Source organism: Bradyrhizobium sp. PSBB068 (assembly GCA_016839165.1).
Taxonomy (GTDB): Bacteria; Pseudomonadota; Alphaproteobacteria; order Rhizobiales; family Xanthobacteraceae; genus Bradyrhizobium.
The window spans coordinates 695106-711411 of the sequence record CP069300.1 but is presented as its reverse complement, the minus strand read 5'-3'; the positions used below and the strand labels follow the sequence as shown (position 1 = coordinate 711411).

The window sequence follows — 16306 nt, the reverse complement described above, 5'->3', positions numbered from 1 at the left end:
CGACGTTCACAATCCGATCGAGGACGCGGCCAGGGCCGCACTGAACCCCGCGCCCAGCGCAGCCCATTCTCGCGTCGTGATCGCCATGGTCACGAGCGCGACCACGGTGCCGACAAGGCCTGCCAACCCGCCCGACAGGCAGCCGCCGACGATGAATGCAATGAACAGATTGCCGGGCGCGAGCCGCAGGAACCGGGCGGCGATGCCATCATCGCGCATCGACGCAGCGAGGACATAGCCGCCGGCGCGCATCGCATAGCAGGTGATGCCGAGGATGCAGATGACGCCGAGCACCCGCAAATCATCCATCGCTTCGCTCCATCATGCTCACGAGCGTGCCGCATCCGCCTCCGATCAGCATCGACCAGCTCGGATCCACGAACCGGGCCACGAGCAGCGCCGCGACGGCTGAGGTCAGCCACGGCCAGAGCGATCTCACATTCTTCCATTGGCTAGGCAGCAGGGTCGCGATGAACATCGTCGGCAGCAGCGCGGCGGCGAGCCTGAGCGGTTCGTTGGTCGCGAGCGGGGCGGCATAGGCAAGCGCGGTGCCGCCGACCCAGCCGATCGCCATCGGGATGCCCGATCCGAGCAGATAACCCGCATCTGGCCCGTTGCGATCGGCGTCAGAACTCGTCATCAGCCAGGACGCATCCGCCAGCAGAAACAGCGTCGGCAGCATCTTCCGCGGGGCCAGTCCGCCAAACAGCTGGCGCAGATGAGCGCCCATCAGTAAGTATCGTGAATTCGTGGCAATGCAGGCGACGACCATGGCGACGACCGGCAGCGGATGAGCCCACATGCTCAGCGTGATCGCTTGCGCCGTGGCGGAGTAGACCAGCAGGCTGAACAGAATGGCGTGCTCTGCTCCCAGCCCGAGCCCCTTGTAGGTCAGTCCCATGACGAGGCCGGCGGCGCCATTGCTGAGCAGGAACGGCAGCGCCGCGATCAGGCCGCGCCTGAATCCGGCGGCAGTCATCGTTGAGGCTCGTGGTGAGACACTTGTAATGGTCATGACCATTAGATTAGACTTTGTGAGAGGCCGTGATGTCAAGAGATCCCGCGCGGGCAGCGACGCAGTTCTTCGGTGGACGGGTCTGCCTTGACTTCGCGAACACGCTGGATTGGCGCACCTCGGACGATCCGCAGGAGCTGATTCCGGATTATGCGGCGCTGTTGTCCTGGAGTGAACGCCGCGGGACCTTGCCGCTTGCCGCGACCAGGAAGCTCAAGGGGCGTTCGGCAAGCAGCGAGGCCGCGGCTGCGATGCAGCAGGCCTATGATCTGCGCCGCGACATCTGGACCATCTCGGACGCACTGCGCGGCGGCCGCGGTGCGGACCTTCGTCTCGTCAATCAGTTGCTTTCAGCGGCGCCCCGGCAACCCGACCTTGTGCGGCAGGATCGCGCCTATCGCCACGCCTTCGCTGGGACTGACGTGAGGGAGCCGCTATGGCCGGTGCTGTGGTCGCTGACGGCACTGCTGGCGTCCGACGACGCCAGGCGGATCGGATGCTGCGAGGCCGACGGCTGCGGCTGGTTCTTTGTCGACGAAAGCCCGAACCAGACCCGCAGATGGTGCTCGAGCGAAGTCTGCGGCAATCGCGAGCGCGCCCGGCGCGCTTATGCCAAGCGCAAGAACTCGCGTTAGTTCTGCTCGGTCTTGCGGCCCATATTGGCCTTGCGGGCGTCGGCGATCACCTGCTCGAACTGGTCGATGCTGAGCACGCCGGGCACGCGGTACTTGCCGACGATGAATGACGGCGTGCCGTTGAAGCCGAACGCCTGAGCCTGCTGGTCGTTGCGCGAAAGCACCGCGTCGATCGCCTTGGCGTTGGCGTCGAGGTCCTTCTTCAGCCGGTCCATGTCGAGGCCGGCGCCCGAGAGCAGCTCGGCGATGCGCGGCTCGGTGATGCGCGAATTGACCGAGATCATCGCCTCATGCGCAGCTTCGAACTTGTCCTGGTACTTCGCCGCCAGCGCCATCCGCGCCGCCACCTTGGAGACCGGCCCGAGGATCGGCCAGTCCTTCAGCACCAGGCGGACCTTGCCGTCGTCCTGCACCACCTGGCGGAGCTCCGGCGCGAGCTTGCGGCAATACGGGCAGTTGTAGTCGAACCATTCGACGATCGTGATGTCGCCCTTGGCATTGCCGATCACCGGAATCTCGGGATCGCGCAGCACCTGCTCCTCGGTCAGGACCTTGTCGTCCTCGGCGCGCGCGCCGCCGGCGGCAAGAAGCGCGATGCCGGCACCGATCAGGCCGAGCGCGCCCCGGCGGGTGGCGCCGGCGTTGTCGAGGGGTGATTTCGTCAGATGGTTCATGGCTGGCTTCCGGAAGGGCTCCTCGCCCTTCTACGTTCAGGACACATTGATGTTACGCAGCAGCATATAGATCGCCACCACGATAATCACAGTCGCAAATACGATATTGAGGGCACCGCGCCGTTCCGACAGGTGCCGGGCGCTGCGGGTGCCCAACAGGCCGCCCGCGATGCCGCCGGCGACGAATAGCCCCGCAAGGTCCCACGACACCAGCCCGGACCACGCATAGCTCAGGGCCGTGGTCACGCCGAAGGCGGTGACCGCCACCAGCGAGGAACTGACCGCGTTCATGATCGGCATCCCGGTCGCCAGCATCAGGGCCGGCACGATCAGGAAGCCGCCGCCGATCCCGAAGCAGCCGGACATGGTTCCCGTGACGAGCCCGAGGCCGATGATTGCGGGCGTGTTGGACATCGAGATCTTGACGTCGGTCAGCCCGACCCGCGCGCGGGTCTTCAGCATCAGGCCCGCGATGACAAGCATCACGACCGAGAACAGCGCCAGCAGCTTCTGCCCGTCCAGCATCTTGCCGAGGATCGAGCCACCGAACGCGCCGAACATGCCTGACAGCGCGAACACCAGTGCGCAGGACCAGATCACAGTGCCGCCGCGGGCGTGGTTGGAGAGGTTGATCGCGGCATTGGCGGCGACTGCGATCGCCGAGGTGCCGATCGCGACATGCGGCTGGGGCACCCCGACCACATAGACCATCAGCGGCACGGCAAGGATCGACCCGCCGCCACCGACCAGGCCCAGCGAAAAACCGACCAGCATGCCCGATGCCAGCCCAAGCACGCTCTGGGTTGCGGAGAAGACCAAGGGGAGCAGACTCGCGTTTGAGCCGGCATCATAGAATGATTTACTATATTGCGCCATACCAATAGCACAAAACTGCCCTGCAACGACACTCAGCGCAGCAGATATGTCACGGCCAACGGCACCAGCAGCGAGGTGACCAGCGCGTTCAGGCTCATCGCGATGCCGGCAAAGACGCCTGCGACCTCGTCGACCTGAAAGGCGCGCGCGGTGCCGATGCCATGGGCGGCGATCCCTGCGGCAAAGCCGCGGCCACGATAGTCGGTAATCCCGGTGAAGTTCATCAGCGGCGTGACGATGATCGCCCCCATGATGCCGGTGAGGATCACCGACACCGCGGTCAGCGAGGGATCGGCATGCAGCGATTCGCTGATGCCCATCGCGACGCCGGCCGTCACCGATTTCGGCGCCAGCGACAGGATGATATCGCGCGGCAGGCCGAAGGCCTTCGCCAACAGCACCACCGAAACGATCGCCGTGAGCGAGCCAACCGCGAGCGCAACCAGCATCGGCAGCACCGCCGCTGCGACCCGCTTGCGGTTCTCGTAGAGCGGCACCGCGAGCGCGACCGTCGCCGGCCCGAGCAGGAAGTGCACGAACTGCGCGCCGGCAAAGTAGGTGGTGTAGGAGGTCCCGGTCAGCAGCAGGAACAGACCGATGATCCACAGCGAATGCAGCACCGGATTGGTGAGCGGATGCCGCCTTGTCTGCAGCGACACCGCATCGGTCGCCGCATAGGTCAGCAGCGTCACCGTCAGCCAGAGCAGCGGCGACTGGGAGAGATAAACCCAGAGCGAGAACGGATTGCCGCTCACGGCTCCTCCTCGCGCGAGAACAGACTGCTCGCCGCAACGAAGGTCGCGACCGTGGCCAGCAGCGTGACGATGACCGATAGCGCGAGGATCACCAGGATCGCGATGCCGTGCTCGGCGAGCAGATCCAGCTTCTGCACCACGCCGACGCCCGCCGGAATGAAGAGCAGCGACAGATTGGCGAGCATGCCGCGGCTTGCGCTTTCGACGCCGTCATTGCCGAGCGGCCCGCGCGCCAGCGCAGGATAGCGGTCGCGCGCCAGCAGCAGCAACAACAGGAGCACGAGGCCAACCACCGGCCCCGGCACCGGTACGCCGAGCGCGCGCACCGCGACCTCGCCGATGAGCTGGCAGAGCAGGATCAGACTGAGGCTGGCGATCATGACAGGGGCTCACGCGATGCATCCACCTATCAGGTCGGTGCGACGGAGGCTTGTCAATGCGCGGGGCTGCACATAGTCGCGTCATTGCGAGCCAAGCGAAGCAATCCATAGCCCCGCAAGCGGAGGCGTGGATTGCTTCGTCGCTATCGCTCCTCGCAATGACGGCGTTGTGTTCTGCGCTCGAGCTACCCCGCCCGCCGCTGCAGCGCCATCAGCGTGCCGCTCATGGTCGCAACCAGTGTCTCCACGCCATCCTGCACGGCATAGGCACGGCCCTCGCATACCGTCAGCGTGCGGCCGGGCTTGATCACCACGCCGCGGAACACGAACCGCTCGCCGCGCGCCGGCGCCAGCAGATTGGTCTTGAACTCCACGGTGAGGATATCGGAGCCTTCCGGCATCAGCGTGAAGGCGGCGATCCCGCAGGCATTGTCGAGGCCCGCGGTGATGATTCCGGCGTGCACGAAGCCGTTCTGCTGGGTGAACTCGGGCGCATAGGCCATCGCGAGATCGACCTCGCCCGGCTCCATGCGCGCGATCGAGATCCCAAGCGTCCGCATCGCGTGCTGGCGCACGAACGTCTCGGCCGCAACCGCGCGAAAATCGGGATTCTTCGGCTCGAAGCGGGGCGGGGCGGTCATGCGATCACGGGTTCTGACGGGACGAGATGCGGCATCGCCGCGTAGCGGATCGCCGGCGCAAACGGCACCGCCTTGCGCGCGGCACGGTCGATGTGCACGGCGGTGATCTCGCAGGACGCGGCGATCTCACCGGCCTCGGCGTTGCGCATCTCGTGCAGGATCCGGATCGACTTGTCGCGGAACTCGATCAGCCGGCTCTTGACCTCGACGAGGTCGCCGGCAAGCAGCTCACGCTTGTAGGCAATGTTCTGCTGCACGGCAGCCATGCCGCGGCCGGACTCGCGCAGATAGCTCGGCGTCAGGCCGAGCCGCGCGAACATGTTCCAGCTCGCCTCGTCGAATTTGCCGACATACCACATGACGTTCATGTGGCCGATATGGTCGCAGTGCCAGGGATAGACCGTGCCGCGATAGGTCGCCTCGCCCTCCATCGTCGCCTCCCTCGATTTTGATACGGTAGCGTATCAGGGAGGAAGCGGGCTAGCAATACGGCACCGTATCAAGGCCGCTCCGCGGAGATCACATGACTGAAGGCAAGGGCGATGTCTGGGTCGCCGCCGGCTTTGCCGAACTCGCCCATAGCGGCGTCGACGGCGTGCGGGTCGAGGTGCTGGCGAAGAATCTCGGCGTCACCAAGGGCGGCTTCTACCGCCGCTTCAAGGATCGCGCCGCGCTGCTCGAGGCCATGCTGACGCGCTGGCGCGATGGCCGCGTCGCCGCGATCGAGAAGCAGACCGCGCTCGACGGTGCGAGCGCGCGCGAACGGTTGAAGGCGATCATCACGCTCTATTCGGAGCGCATGAACACCGAGGCGATGGCGGTCGAGCTCGCGATCCGGCAATGGGCGCGCACCGACGAGGCCGCCGCCGCAGCCGCCGCGAGTGTCGATGCGGCACGGCTGAAGCAGGTCGGCCAGCTCTATCGCGCCACCGGGCTGCCAACCGAAGCGGCCGATGCGCAGGCCTTCCTGTTCTACTGCTTCATCTTCGGCCAGAGCCTCTTGTTCCTCGAGCGCGGTCCGCGCAAGCGCGCGCAACTGCTGGCGCAATCGGCGGACAAGCTGCTGGCCGAAGGCCAATAGCAATGGCGTCAACGAAAAGCGGCCGGCTTGCGCCGGCCGCTCGTCAAACGTCAGCTCCGGCCGGGCTCAGGCGCCCTTGAGCTTCTTGTTGCATTCGCTGTAGTAGCCGCCGCCCTTCTGGATCCACTTCATGCCGCCATTGCCTCCGGTGGTCTTGTTGGCGTTGTACTGATCGAGGCAGCTGTGCATGCGCTGCTTGCCCTCGGTTTCCTTGGCGTATTTGGGATCGACCGCGTTCGGAAACACGGCGGGCCCTGACGGCGCGGCGGGTGCTGCCGCGGGAGCGGCTTCCCGCTTGGCTTCCTTCGGCGCGGCCGGAGCAGGCGCGGCGGCAGCGGGCGGCGGCGCAGCAGCGGGGGCCGCAGCCGGGGTCGCGTCGGCGGCGCACTGAGCCTTGCGGAAGTCGTTCCACTTCTGGCCGTTGAGGGTGCCGGCCGACTTGGCCGCCTGATACTTGGCGCTGCATTCCTGCGCGGTCAGGGCCTGCGCCGGCGCGCTCGCCGCAAAGGCTGCAAAGCCCGACACCGCAATCACGCACAACAGTCTGGTCTGAATGGTCATCCCTGGTCTCCCGTCATCCCTGGTTTCCCGTCGGTTTCCCGTGGGGGCATCGGCGTAAGACCATTATCCTAGCGCAACCCCGACTTGCGACAATGTGCGGGCGCGCCTGGGCGCTAAAATATTGTGGCGGCGGGACCGCGGCATGTTCATCCAAGGTTCAGCATCGCCGCGCGACGTTTCGGCCTCTTTCCCCTCATGAGGTGCCCCATGACGAAGATTTCCTCGCTCGCGACCGCAACCGCCGTTGCTTCCTTTCTGCTGATGGGCGGAGCTTTCGCGCAAACCGCCGCGCCCGCCGCCAAGGACGCCGCTCCGGCGGCCGCTGCGGCCAAGGCACCCAAGGAAGCCAAGCCGCACACCGCCGAATCGATCGAATGCTCGAAGGAGGCCGACGCCAAGGGCCTGCACGGCAAGGAGCGCAAGAAATTCCGTTCCGAATGCAAGAAGGAAAAGTCCGGCGGCGCCGCTGCCGCGCCCGCGGGCACGAAGTAGGATTGCTAACGCTGCCCCCTCCCCTGGAGGGCAGGGCAATCACATATGACGTGTGCGGAGATTCTCCGCGAGTTTCCTTGCCTCTCCCGCTTGCGGGGGAGGCCGACGCGCGCCTGGCGCGCGGCGGGTGGGGGCTCTCTCCGCGAGTCATTGCGCGGAAAGAGCCCCCACCCCAGCCCTCCCCCGCAAGCGGGAGAGGGAGCCGACCGCCGATGACGTTGCCATTCGATCGTCATGTGCGATTCGCTTCGCTTCGTGCGAAGCGACTCTCCCCCTCCAGGGCAGGATGAAGGAAGAGTGCCCGCGTTTTCGGACGCAATGCTGCAATCGCGAGATGCAATTGTCCCGTGGTTGCGAATTTGCCATAAGGCGGCGTGACCCTGATCCGCGCTTCGATGGCAACGGCCATTCCCGACCGCAGCAAAGTTCTGAACGGGCTCGAGACCCTCGTCATCGGCGCCGCAGGCGGCGTGCTGTTTTTGTGGGCGGGATTGCCAGGCGGCCTGATCTCGGGGGCGATGTGCGCAGTCGGGATCGCCGCACTGGCCGGCCGGCCGCTCGCGGTGCCGCCGGTGCTGACACAATCGGTGCTGCTGCTGCTCGGCATTTCGCTAGGCTCGCTGATGTCGCAGCAATTGCTGCAGCATATGAGCTCCTATCCGCTCACCATCGCCCTCCTGGCGCTCGCGACATTCTGCTCGACCTTCGGCTCGAGCCTGTACCTCCAGCGTGTCCATGGCTGGGACCAGACCTCGGCCTTCCTCGCCGGCAGCCCCGGCGCGCTCTCGCAGATCACGATCCTCGCCGCGGAGAAGGGCGCCGACGTCGCGGCGATCGCCGTGGTACAAACCATGCGGGTCATCATCCTGACCGCGGCCCTGCCGCTGGTGCTGGCGCTGACCGGGGTGACGCATGCGGCGCCGCCGCCATTGCCGACCACGGTCGCCTCGCCGTTCGGCCTCACGGCCCTCGTCGCCGGATCGATCGGCGTCTCACTCCTGTTGCGCTGGATCAAATTCCCAGCCAGCTGGATGTTCGGCGCGATGCTCGCCTCCAGCCTGCTGCACGGCTCGGGCCTGGTCGATGGCGGCCTGCCGCCCTGGCTCCGCAATGTCGCGCTGGTCGGCATCGGCGCGCTGATCGGCACCCGTTTCGCGCGGATGAAGACCTCGACCCTGCTCAGCCACGTCAATGCCGGGCTCGGCTCGTTTGCGATCGCCATCCTGATATCGGCCGTGTTCGTCGCGGTGATCGGCTTCACCACCCATGTACGGCTTGCCGACGTCGTGGTCGCCTTCGCGCCCGGCGCGATGGACGCGATGCTGGCGCTGGCCCTGACGCTGCACATCGACCCGATCTTCGTCGGCGCGCATCACCTGTCGAGGTTTCTGTTCGTCACCATCTCGACGCCGGGCATTATCCATCTGTTCGGACGGCCGCAGGACGACGTCGACGATTAGGTGGAGCTTAGCTGGTCCGTCATCTTGAGGAGCGCGAAGCGCGTCTCGAAGGATGAACAGCCCGGCTTTTGGCCGCGCATGCTTCGAGACGGCCGCTACGCGGCCTCCTCAGCATGACGGATCACGGGAAGCGGGCGGTTGGACCTCAGGCCTTCGCAGCCCGCACCACGCCCCAGCCGGCGATCGCGGCCATCAAGAGCGAGATCAGCACGTTGTAGCCTGCGAGCGAGATGCCGAGGAGGCGCCACTGCACCTCATCGCAGCGGACCACCTTGACCTTGTCGAGCTGATCCAGCAGCGAGCCGGCCTTGCCGAAATCCACCATCGGGCCGGTGCAATCGGTCGGCCCCTGCCAGAGCCCCCATTCGACGCCGGCGTGATAGGCGCCGAGCCCGGCATTGGCGAGCGCGGCGAGGCCGAGGATCGCAAGGCCGGCGAGCAGCACCGGACGCGCCGCACCGCGGGCGGCCGCGATCGCCACCAGGGCGCCGAGCGGGACCGCGAGATAATAGGCATAGCGCTGCTCGAGGCAGAGCGGACAGGGCATGATCTCCAGCACCAGCTGGAAGAACCAGGCGCCGGCCAGCGTCGCCGCAGCGATCACGGCAATCGCCAGGGCCGAGGTCAGCGCAGGATTGCCGGTGGCGGAAGCATGCGACGGATGGGCGGTGGCGGTCGTCACGGCGGTCCTCCTGCGAGCATCATCCGGGAGGGCCATGGCCCCGCTCCATGCTCGATCCGGGTCGTATCGCGTGAAAATACCGCTGTCGAGGCACGGGACAATCACATCCGCGCGGGTTGACCGTGACGGGCCGCCCGCTATAGTCCGCCGCGCTTCGTGACCCCCGGCCGCTCCCGGCCTGGACCATCGCGAATGCCCCTGTGGCGGAACTGGTAGACGCGCTCGACTCAAAATCGAGTTCCGCAAGGAGTGCTGGTTCGATTCCGGCCAGGGGCACCAGCCTTCGTTGCTTCGCAGCTACGGCTCGGCAAGCCCGACGCGCTTCCATCGATGCGAAGCAGCGAAGGCTGTCGCCCCGGAGCCTTGGCGAAGGCGGATTGGTTCAACGAAGCTCGTGGCTGCCGACCATGGCAGCATTCACCATTTCAATGCGGCCGTGCGCACCGGGGCGTCCCACAGCGCCGTCGTCTCGGCATCGAGCAGGCTCACCGTGAGCGAGCAGCCGGCCATGTCGAGCGAGGTGACGTAGCTGCCGACCAGCGAGCGCACGATGCGCAGGCCGCGCTGCTCGAGCATGCGGCGCGCGGCGTTGTACATCAGATAGAGCTCGATCGTCGGGGTGCCGCCGAAGCCGTTGACCAGCAGCAGGGCCTCGGAGCCGGCGGGGGCCGCGAGATCCTCTGCAATGGCTGTCGTCATCTCCGATGCGATCGCGTCGGCCGCTGCGAGTTTGACGCGGCGGCGGCCCGGCTCGCCGTGGATGCCGACGCCCATCTCCATCTCGTCCTCGCCGAGCGCGAAGGTCGGCGTGCCCGCGGCAGGCACCGTGCAGCTGGTCAGCGCCACGCCCATCGAACGGGTCCGCGCGTTGACGCGCTCGCCGAGCGCGACGCAGGTCGCAAGATCGGCGCCCTTCTCGGCGGCAGCGCCAACGATCTTCTCGACGATCAAGGTGCCGGCGACGCCGCGGCGTCCGATGCTGTAGGTCGATTTCTCGACCGCGACGTCGTCATCGGTCACGATGGTGGCGGTCTTGCCTTCGGCGATCTCGGCCGCCATCTCGAAATTCATGCGGTCGCCGGCATAGTTCTTGACGATGAACAGCACCCCGGCATCGCCCGCGACCGCCTGCGCGGCCTCGACGATCTGGTCCGGCGTCGGCGAGGTGAACACCCGTCCGGGACAGGCCGCATCCAGCATGCCGTGGCCGACGAAGCCGGCATGCAGCGGCTCATGCCCGCTGCCGCCGCCCGAGACCAGCGCGACCTTGTTGCGGTTCGGCTCGCGGCGGCGCACGAATTTGCGCTCGGCGCCCAGCGCGACCAGATCGGCATGCGCGGCCGCAAAGCCATCGAGGCTCTCGGCGAGCACGTTGTCGACCGCATTGATGAACTTCTTCATGGTGTCCTCCCCGCTTCGTCCGAAGCTTCGTTCCGATCAATCGGAACGAAGCTCCAGATTCTTGTTTTGACGCGCTTTCTTCACGCGAACCGGTATCCGCTTCGCTCGAAAACGCTTTGGTGGCGTTCTCGCCTATTTTTCCCGCATGATGCCGATCAGGCGCCGCGTGAATTCCTGCAGCAGCGTGTCGAGCTCGGCATTGCGCTTGGCGCTGCCGAGATCCGGCAGATGCAGCGTCAGCGTCCGCTCGTGCGATCCCTCGCTCAGCCGGCCGACACGGCGCGGATGCGCCCGCGCATAGGCGCGCAGAAAGGCGGCCTTCGCCTGCGGCGGGAAGTGGCAGACATCGAAGATCGTGTTGAGATGCTGTACCGGGATCGGCACCGGATAGGCCGGGTTGCTGATCTGGCTGACGAAGCTGCGGTTCTTGCCGATGGCATGCGCCAGACGCAGCCGCATCCCCGACGGGCGGCTCTCAAGCACTTCCTTGAAGATGCGCTTGTAGGCCGCAACCGCGCCGGCTTCGGGTGCTTCATCCGCCGCCGTGTCAGCCAACACTGCCTCCGCTGCTCAGCCGGTCGATGGTGTGCTTGATCTGCGCCAGTGCCGAGGCGTTCACCGACAATTCGCGCAGGCCGCAATTCAGCAGCGCTGGAAGGCAGCGCGGATCGCCGGCCATGTCGCCGCACAGGCTGACGCTTATTCCAGCGCGGCGGCCGTGCTCCGCGGTCCGCGAAATCAGTTCGAGCACTGCGGGATGCAGGGGGTCCATCAGGGGGGCGAGAGCTCCGTTGGAACGATCGCAAGCCAAAACATATTGCGCGAGATCGTTCGAGCCGATCGAGAAGAATGCCGCCTTGAAGCTCGATATCGCCAGGGCCGCCGCCGGAACCTCGACCATGATTCCGAGCTCCGGGAGCATCGCGGCAATGCCGTCCGCCTGCAAGCGCTGCACGACGTCGGCGAACAGCTTCCGCCCCGCCTCGAGCTCGTCGGCCTGCGTCACCATCGGGAACATGACCTTGAGATTGCCGCGCACCGCGGCGCGGGCCAGCGCGCGGAGCTGAACGGCAAAGATCTCGGGCCGGGCGAGGCAAAGCCGCAAGCCACGGACGCCGAGGAACGGATTGGCTTCGCCGTCGAAGGTGAAGCCGGGCACCGGCTTGTCGCCGCCGGCGTCGAAGGTGCGGATCGTCACGGGCCGCTGGCCGGCCCAGCGCAACACCGCGTCATAGGCCTGGAACTGGGTCTCCTCGTCCGGCAGCTCGCTCCGTCCGGCGAGCAGGAATTCCGTCCGCATCAGGCCGATGCCGTCGGCGTATTGCGCATCCGCATGTTCGAGGTCGTCGACGCGCTGGATGTTGATCAGGAGCTTGATGTGCTCGCCGCGCCACGAGGCCGTCGGCCGCCGCAGGATCGCGCGGGCCGATGCCCGGCTCTTGCGATGGCTCTCGCGCCGCTTCTCGAAGATGCGCACCTGCTCGGCGCTGGGATCGAGCTCCAGCGTCGCGCCTTCGCCGTCGAGCAGCGCCGTGGCGCCGGCATCCGGAATGGCGCCGAGCTGCACCACCATCGGGATGCCGCGCGCCCGCGCCAGCATGGCGACATGGCTGGTCGGACTGCCGTGCAGCAGCGCCAGGCCGCCGCCACCGGACCAGTCGATCTCCAGGAAGCGCGACGGCGGCAGGTCGTCGGCACAGACGACGCCTCCGCTCGGGATCTTCAGCGGCTCGCCCGCGTCGCCACGCAGGATGTGGACCACGCGGTCGCGCAGGTCGGCAAGGTCCGACGAGCGCGCCTGCAGATACTCATCCGCCGCCGAATTGTACTCCGCGATCTGCTCGTCGAGCGTCGAACGCCAGGCAACATCGGCCGGCCGGCCTTCGCCGATCGACGCGAAGATCGCCTCGATCAGGTCCTCGTCCTCCAGCAGCGCGACCTGGAATTCGAGGATCTGAGCAGCTTCGCCGCCGGCGCTGGCGGCAAGATCGGCGATCTGCCCGCTGGCGAGATCGATCGCCTTGCGCAGCGCGAGCGCCTCCTCGACCAGCGTGCCGGCCACCCGCTCGCCGCCCGCGCCCGCATCGACCCGGACCAGCGGACCATGGGCAAAGCCGATCGAGGCGGTCCTGCCGCGGTAAGCCGATCCTGCAGCGCCGCCCTGCATGCTAGCCTGCTCCATCCGGGAAATCGCTGGCGACCAAATCGACCAGCGCAGCCACGGCGGCCTCGGCGTCGCTGCCGGAGGCCTTGATCTCGATCGTGCTGCCGTGCGCGGCACGCATCGCCATGATCTTGGCCACGCTCTTGGCGTTGATCCATTCGGGCGCCCCGGCGACGCGCACCGAGATCTGGGCCTGGTACTTCTTGGCGAGCTTGGTCAGCTTGACCGCCGGGCGCGCGTGCATGCCGACCGCATGCACCAGCCGCACATTGCCGGTGAAGATCTGTCCGTCCGCTTTATCAAGCATACTCATCATCCATCATCGCATCGCCGACATTTCAATCGGCAGAGAGTTCCTCGGCCACCGCCTTGACCTGGGCCAGCGAGCTGCCGCCCGCCGCCTCGGTCGCCGCCATCACGGCGCCCTCGACGATCGGCGCATTGCAGACGACAACGAGATCGCGCCGCGCCGGCTCCAGCATCTCGACCGCCATTTCGCTGTTGGTCTCGGCACCGCCGAGATCGACCAGCACCGCGACGCCCTTGGGAGACCAGGCGGCATTGATGGCGTCGATGATCAGCGGCACGCTGGTCCCCAATCCGCCGTCGGGATTGCCGCCGCAGAACGCCACCTTGACCTCGCTGCCCACCATCTGCCGCACCATGTCGGCAGTTCCCTTGGCGATGTCGCTCGAGTGCGAGACGATCACGATCCCCACGGTCTCGGTCATGCCCGTGCCTCCAGGCCGGCGCACACCGCCTGCACCAGCACACAGCTCGACCGCGCGCCGGGATCGACATGCCCGACGCTGCGCGCGCCGAGGAACGAGGCGCGCCCCTTGGTGGCCTGCATCGGCGCGGTGCGTTCGACTGCATCGGTCGCCGCAGCGCGGACCCGCGCGATCAGATCCGGCTGGCCGGCCGCGGTCTTCAGCGTCTCCAGCACGGGCACCAACACATCCAGCATCGTCTTCTCGCCGACCTGCGAGCGGCCGCGCGCGCTCACCGCGTTCACGGCGCTGCCAAAGACATCGGCGAGATCGTCGGGCAGCTGCTTGTCGTGCGAGAGCGCCTCGCCCGCGGCGAGAAAGAAGCTGCCATAGAGCGGCCCGGAGGCGCCGCCGACCGTCATCACCAGGGTCTTGCCGATCATCTTGAACGCCTCGTCGAGCGGCTGCGCCGAGATGGCGTCGAGTTTGCCGAGCACGGCTTCGCAACCGCGCTTCATGTTGGTCCCGTGGTCGCCGTCGCCGATCGCCTGATCGAGGCTCGTCAGCTCCGGCGCGCTGGCGATGACCTGCTCTGCGGCCGCCTTGACCAACGATTTGAATGTCTCAGATGGCAACGACATCTCTTCGATCCTCTCGCCCCTCTAATGAACCGCCGCGGCAATCCGCTGCCCCGCACGGTCGAAACACAACGGATGCACCAGCTGCAAATCGACCTCCTGGCCGGCCTGCAGCGGCTGATGCGGATCCGCCAGCGTCACCAGCGTCTCGCCCTTATAGTCCAGATGAATATGATTCTGCTCGCCGAGGTGCTCGACCCGATGCACGCGGGCGACCATCCGCCCGCCATTGCGCGCGGCGAGCTGAAGATGCTCGGTGCGAATGCCGACCGTCTCGGTTCCCTGCGGCATCGCCACATCGGAGAGCAGTCGCGCCGGCAGGAAGTTGATCTGCGGCGTGCCGAGCCGCGAGGCGACGTAGCTGCTGGACGGGCTTTCGTAGATCTCGCGGGGCGTGCCGAGCTGAAGCAACTGGCCGTCTTTGATCACGCCGATGCGTGAGGCCATCGTCATCGCCTCGACCTGATCGTGGGTGACATAAAGAATAGTCGCGCCGAGCTCGATCTGGATCCGCTTGAGTTCGAGCCGAAGTTCGCTGCGGAGTTTTGCGTCGAGCGAGGACAGCGGCTCATCCATCAGATAGATCGAGGGATCGCGCACCAGGGCGCGGCCGATCGCCACCCGCTGCATCTCGCCACCGGACAGCCGGGTGGCGCGGTTGTTCAGCTTGCTTGCGATATGCAATAGCTCCGCGGTCTGCTCGACGCGCTTGCGGATGATCGGCTCCGCCACCCGCCGCGCCGGAGAACGCAGTGGAAACGCCAGATTGTCGTAGACTGTGAGATGCGGATACAGCGAGTATTGTTGGAACACGAAGGCGATGTCCCGCGAGCCCGGCGGATCGTGCGTCACGTCGCGCCCGTCGATCATCACGGAGCCCGCATCCGGGCTTTCGAGCCCGGTGATCAGCCGCAGCGTCGTGGTCTTGCCGGCGCCGCTCGGTCCGAGCAGCACCAGGAACTCGCCGTCGCTCACCGTCAGCGAGAGGTCGCGGACCGCTTCCACCGCGCCGAAGCGCTTGGTGACGTTGCGCAGGGTGACGTCAGCCATGGCGCGGGCTCTCCTTGCTGGCGGTCTTGATCGCAAGGCCGCTGCCGATGTCGAACAGCGCCAGCCGCTCGGCGTTGAATTCAAGACCGATGGTCTCGCCGATCCGCACCGATGCGCTGGAGGGCAGCCGCGCCGCGACCCGGCCATAGGCGGTGTCGACGGTGACGATCTGGGTGGTGCCGAGATATTCCGCGCCGAACACCTCGCCGCGCACGGCGCCAGCGTCGGCGAAGCGGATATGCTCCGGACGGACGCCGAGCGCCAATGGTGCGCTGGCGCGATCCTCGCGGATCTCCGGCACCGCGAGCCTCGTGTCATGAAAGCTGACGGCGCGATCGCCGGATTGCAGGCCGCCCTCGAAGCGCAGGAAGTTCATCGGCGGCGAGCCGATGAAATCGGCGACGAACATGCTCGCCGGCCGGTCGTAGACCTCCTGCGGCGTGCCGATCTGCTCGACCCGTCCCTTGTTCATGACGGCGATCTGGTCGGCCATCGACATCGCCTCGAGCTGGTCATGCGTGACATAGACGGTGGTCGCCTTGATGCGATCGTGCAGGTCGCGCAGCTCGCCGCACATCAGATGGCGGAACTCGGCGTCGAGCGCGCCGAGCGGTTCGTCCATCAGGAACGCCTTCGGCCGCCGCACCATCGCGCGGCCGAGCGCGACGCGCTGCCGGTCGCCGCCGGAGAGTTTCGAGGTCTTGCTCGACAGCAGATGCTCGATCCGCAGCATCCGCGCGGTCTCCTGCACCCGCTCGCGGATCTCGCGCCTCGCCATGCCCTGGCACTTCAGCGGGAAGCCGATGTTCTCCCCGACATTCATGTGCGGGTAGAGCGCGAACAGCTGGAACACGAAGGCGATATCGCGGGCTGCGGCGCGGTGGAACGTGACGTCCTCGCCGTCGAGCAGGATCTTGCCTTCGGTCGGCAGCTCGAGGCCGGCGATCATGCGCAAGGTGGTGGTCTTGCCGCAGCCGGAGGGCCCGAGCATCGCGAAGAACGTGCCGTCGTCGATCGTGAAGGTCGAGCCTTCCACCGCAGTGAACTGATCGAACGACTTGCGCAGGTTCTCGATGCGGATCTGTGCCATG

The 16306-nt window shown here is 66.7% G+C and carries 22 protein-coding genes and 1 tRNA gene; 5 read left to right on the top strand and 18 right to left on the bottom strand.

The features are described 5' to 3' along the window. Positions 1 to 6: 6 nt before the first annotated feature. Positions 7 to 309: a hypothetical protein gene (locus tag JQ507_03345; protein QRI70586.1), complete on the bottom strand. Its 303-nt coding sequence runs from the start codon at positions 307 to 309 to the stop codon at positions 7 to 9. After that, positions 302 to 979 carry an AzlC family ABC transporter permease gene (locus tag JQ507_03340; GenBank protein ID QRI70585.1) on the bottom strand — a complete coding sequence of 226 codons (678 nt, stop codon included), beginning with the start codon at positions 977 to 979 and terminating at the stop codon, positions 302 to 304. Before JQ507_03340 ends, JQ507_03345 begins: the two co-directional genes overlap by 8 nt. A 68-nt stretch (positions 980 to 1047) precedes the next feature. Here JQ507_03340 and JQ507_03335 point away from each other — a divergent pair, with 68 nt between their 5' ends. Further along, positions 1048 to 1650 carry an ABATE domain-containing protein gene (locus tag JQ507_03335; protein QRI70584.1) on the top strand — a complete coding sequence of 201 codons (603 nt, stop codon included), beginning with the start codon at positions 1048 to 1050 and terminating at the stop codon, positions 1648 to 1650. Here JQ507_03335 and JQ507_03330 read toward each other — a convergent pair. From JQ507_03330 to JQ507_03305, 6 genes are all read right to left on the bottom strand, one after another. After that, a complete protein-coding gene (locus JQ507_03330; protein ID QRI70583.1) occupies positions 1647 to 2324 on the bottom strand; it encodes a DsbA family protein in 678 nt (225 codons plus the stop codon). The genes JQ507_03335 and JQ507_03330 overlap by 4 nt on opposite strands. Positions 2325 to 2360: 36 nt before the next feature. Then, positions 2361 to 3098, bottom strand: coding sequence for a sulfite exporter TauE/SafE family protein (locus JQ507_03325; protein QRI73158.1), 738 nt, complete (start codon positions 3096 to 3098; stop codon positions 2361 to 2363). Positions 3099 to 3232: 134 nt separating this feature from the next. Beyond that, positions 3233 to 3955: an LrgB family protein gene (locus JQ507_03320; protein QRI70582.1), complete on the bottom strand. Its 723-nt coding sequence runs from the start codon at positions 3953 to 3955 to the stop codon at positions 3233 to 3235. Continuing rightward, complete coding sequence (locus JQ507_03315) at positions 3952 to 4335, bottom strand: CidA/LrgA family protein (protein ID QRI70581.1); 384 nt, start codon at positions 4333 to 4335, stop codon at positions 3952 to 3954. Before JQ507_03315 ends, JQ507_03320 begins: the two co-directional genes overlap by 4 nt. Before the next feature lie 185 nt (positions 4336 to 4520). Continuing rightward, positions 4521 to 4976: a PaaI family thioesterase gene (locus tag JQ507_03310; protein QRI70580.1), complete on the bottom strand. Its 456-nt coding sequence runs from the start codon at positions 4974 to 4976 to the stop codon at positions 4521 to 4523. Further along, on the bottom strand, positions 4973 to 5407 hold the full coding sequence (locus JQ507_03305; GenBank protein QRI70579.1) for an acyl-CoA thioesterase: 435 nt from the start codon (positions 5405 to 5407) through the stop codon (positions 4973 to 4975). The genes JQ507_03310 and JQ507_03305 overlap by 4 nt, the downstream gene beginning before the upstream one ends. A 92-nt stretch (positions 5408 to 5499) precedes the next feature. Between JQ507_03305 and JQ507_03300 the strand changes: the two genes are divergently transcribed. After that, positions 5500 to 6057: a TetR/AcrR family transcriptional regulator gene (locus JQ507_03300; GenBank protein ID QRI70578.1), complete on the top strand. Its 558-nt coding sequence runs from the start codon at positions 5500 to 5502 to the stop codon at positions 6055 to 6057. A 66-nt stretch (positions 6058 to 6123) separates the two neighbouring features. Here JQ507_03300 and JQ507_03295 read toward each other — a convergent pair whose 3' ends face one another. Continuing rightward, positions 6124 to 6618, bottom strand: coding sequence for a hypothetical protein (locus JQ507_03295; GenBank protein ID QRI70577.1), 495 nt, complete (start codon positions 6616 to 6618; stop codon positions 6124 to 6126). Between the two features lie 207 nt (positions 6619 to 6825). Here JQ507_03295 and JQ507_03290 point away from each other — a divergent pair, with 207 nt between their 5' ends. Together JQ507_03290 and JQ507_03285 are read left to right on the top strand one after the other, a co-directional pair. After that, positions 6826 to 7110: a phosphate starvation-inducible protein PsiF gene (locus JQ507_03290; protein ID QRI70576.1), complete on the top strand. Its 285-nt coding sequence runs from the start codon at positions 6826 to 6828 to the stop codon at positions 7108 to 7110. A 395-nt stretch (positions 7111 to 7505) separates the two neighbouring features. Beyond that, complete coding sequence (locus JQ507_03285) at positions 7506 to 8570, top strand: AbrB family transcriptional regulator (protein QRI73157.1); 1065 nt, start codon at positions 7506 to 7508, stop codon at positions 8568 to 8570. 145 nt (positions 8571 to 8715) lie between these two features. Here JQ507_03285 and JQ507_03280 read toward each other — a convergent pair whose 3' ends face one another. After that, positions 8716 to 9252 (bottom strand): disulfide bond formation protein B, encoded by a 537-nt coding sequence (locus JQ507_03280; GenBank protein QRI70575.1) that lies wholly within the window; start codon positions 9250 to 9252, stop codon positions 8716 to 8718. Between the two features lie 194 nt (positions 9253 to 9446). Between JQ507_03280 and JQ507_03275 the strand changes: the two genes are divergently transcribed. After that, positions 9447 to 9531 (top strand) — tRNA-Leu (locus JQ507_03275). 138 nt (positions 9532 to 9669) lie between these two features. Here the strand turns inward: JQ507_03275 and dhaK are convergent. The 8 genes from dhaK to JQ507_03235 form a co-directional block, all read right to left on the bottom strand. Beyond that, a complete protein-coding gene (dhaK, locus tag JQ507_03270) occupies positions 9670 to 10653 on the bottom strand; it encodes a dihydroxyacetone kinase subunit DhaK (GenBank protein ID QRI70574.1) in 984 nt (327 codons plus the stop codon). A 132-nt stretch (positions 10654 to 10785) separates the two neighbouring features. Next, positions 10786 to 11208 (bottom strand): hypothetical protein, encoded by a 423-nt coding sequence (locus tag JQ507_03265; protein QRI70573.1) that lies wholly within the window; start codon positions 11206 to 11208, stop codon positions 10786 to 10788. Continuing rightward, positions 11201 to 12820 carry a phosphoenolpyruvate--protein phosphotransferase gene (gene ptsP, locus JQ507_03260; GenBank protein QRI73156.1) on the bottom strand — a complete coding sequence of 540 codons (1620 nt, stop codon included), beginning with the start codon at positions 12818 to 12820 and terminating at the stop codon, positions 11201 to 11203. The genes JQ507_03265 and ptsP overlap by 8 nt, the downstream gene beginning before the upstream one ends. 1 nt (position 12821) lies before the next feature. Further along, entirely contained in the window at positions 12822 to 13133 is a 312-nt protein-coding gene (locus JQ507_03255) for an HPr family phosphocarrier protein (protein ID QRI70572.1), read from the bottom strand. Between the two features lie 22 nt (positions 13134 to 13155). After that, the gene (locus JQ507_03250; GenBank protein QRI70571.1) at positions 13156 to 13548 is read right to left on the bottom strand and encodes a PTS-dependent dihydroxyacetone kinase phosphotransferase subunit DhaM; all 393 of its coding nucleotides are present in this window, start codon (positions 13546 to 13548) and stop codon (positions 13156 to 13158) included. Further along, positions 13545 to 14168, bottom strand: a complete 624-nt coding sequence (gene dhaL, locus JQ507_03245) for a dihydroxyacetone kinase subunit L (protein QRI70570.1) — start codon at positions 14166 to 14168, stop codon at positions 13545 to 13547. The genes JQ507_03250 and dhaL overlap by 4 nt, the downstream gene beginning before the upstream one ends. A 21-nt stretch (positions 14169 to 14189) precedes the next feature. Beyond that, positions 14190 to 15215, bottom strand: a complete 1026-nt coding sequence (locus JQ507_03240) for an ABC transporter ATP-binding protein (GenBank protein ID QRI70569.1) — start codon at positions 15213 to 15215, stop codon at positions 14190 to 14192. Further along, positions 15208 to 16305, bottom strand: a complete 1098-nt coding sequence (locus tag JQ507_03235; GenBank protein ID QRI70568.1) for an ABC transporter ATP-binding protein — start codon at positions 16303 to 16305, stop codon at positions 15208 to 15210. The genes JQ507_03240 and JQ507_03235 overlap by 8 nt, the downstream gene beginning before the upstream one ends. Between the last annotated feature and the right edge of the window lies 1 nt (position 16306).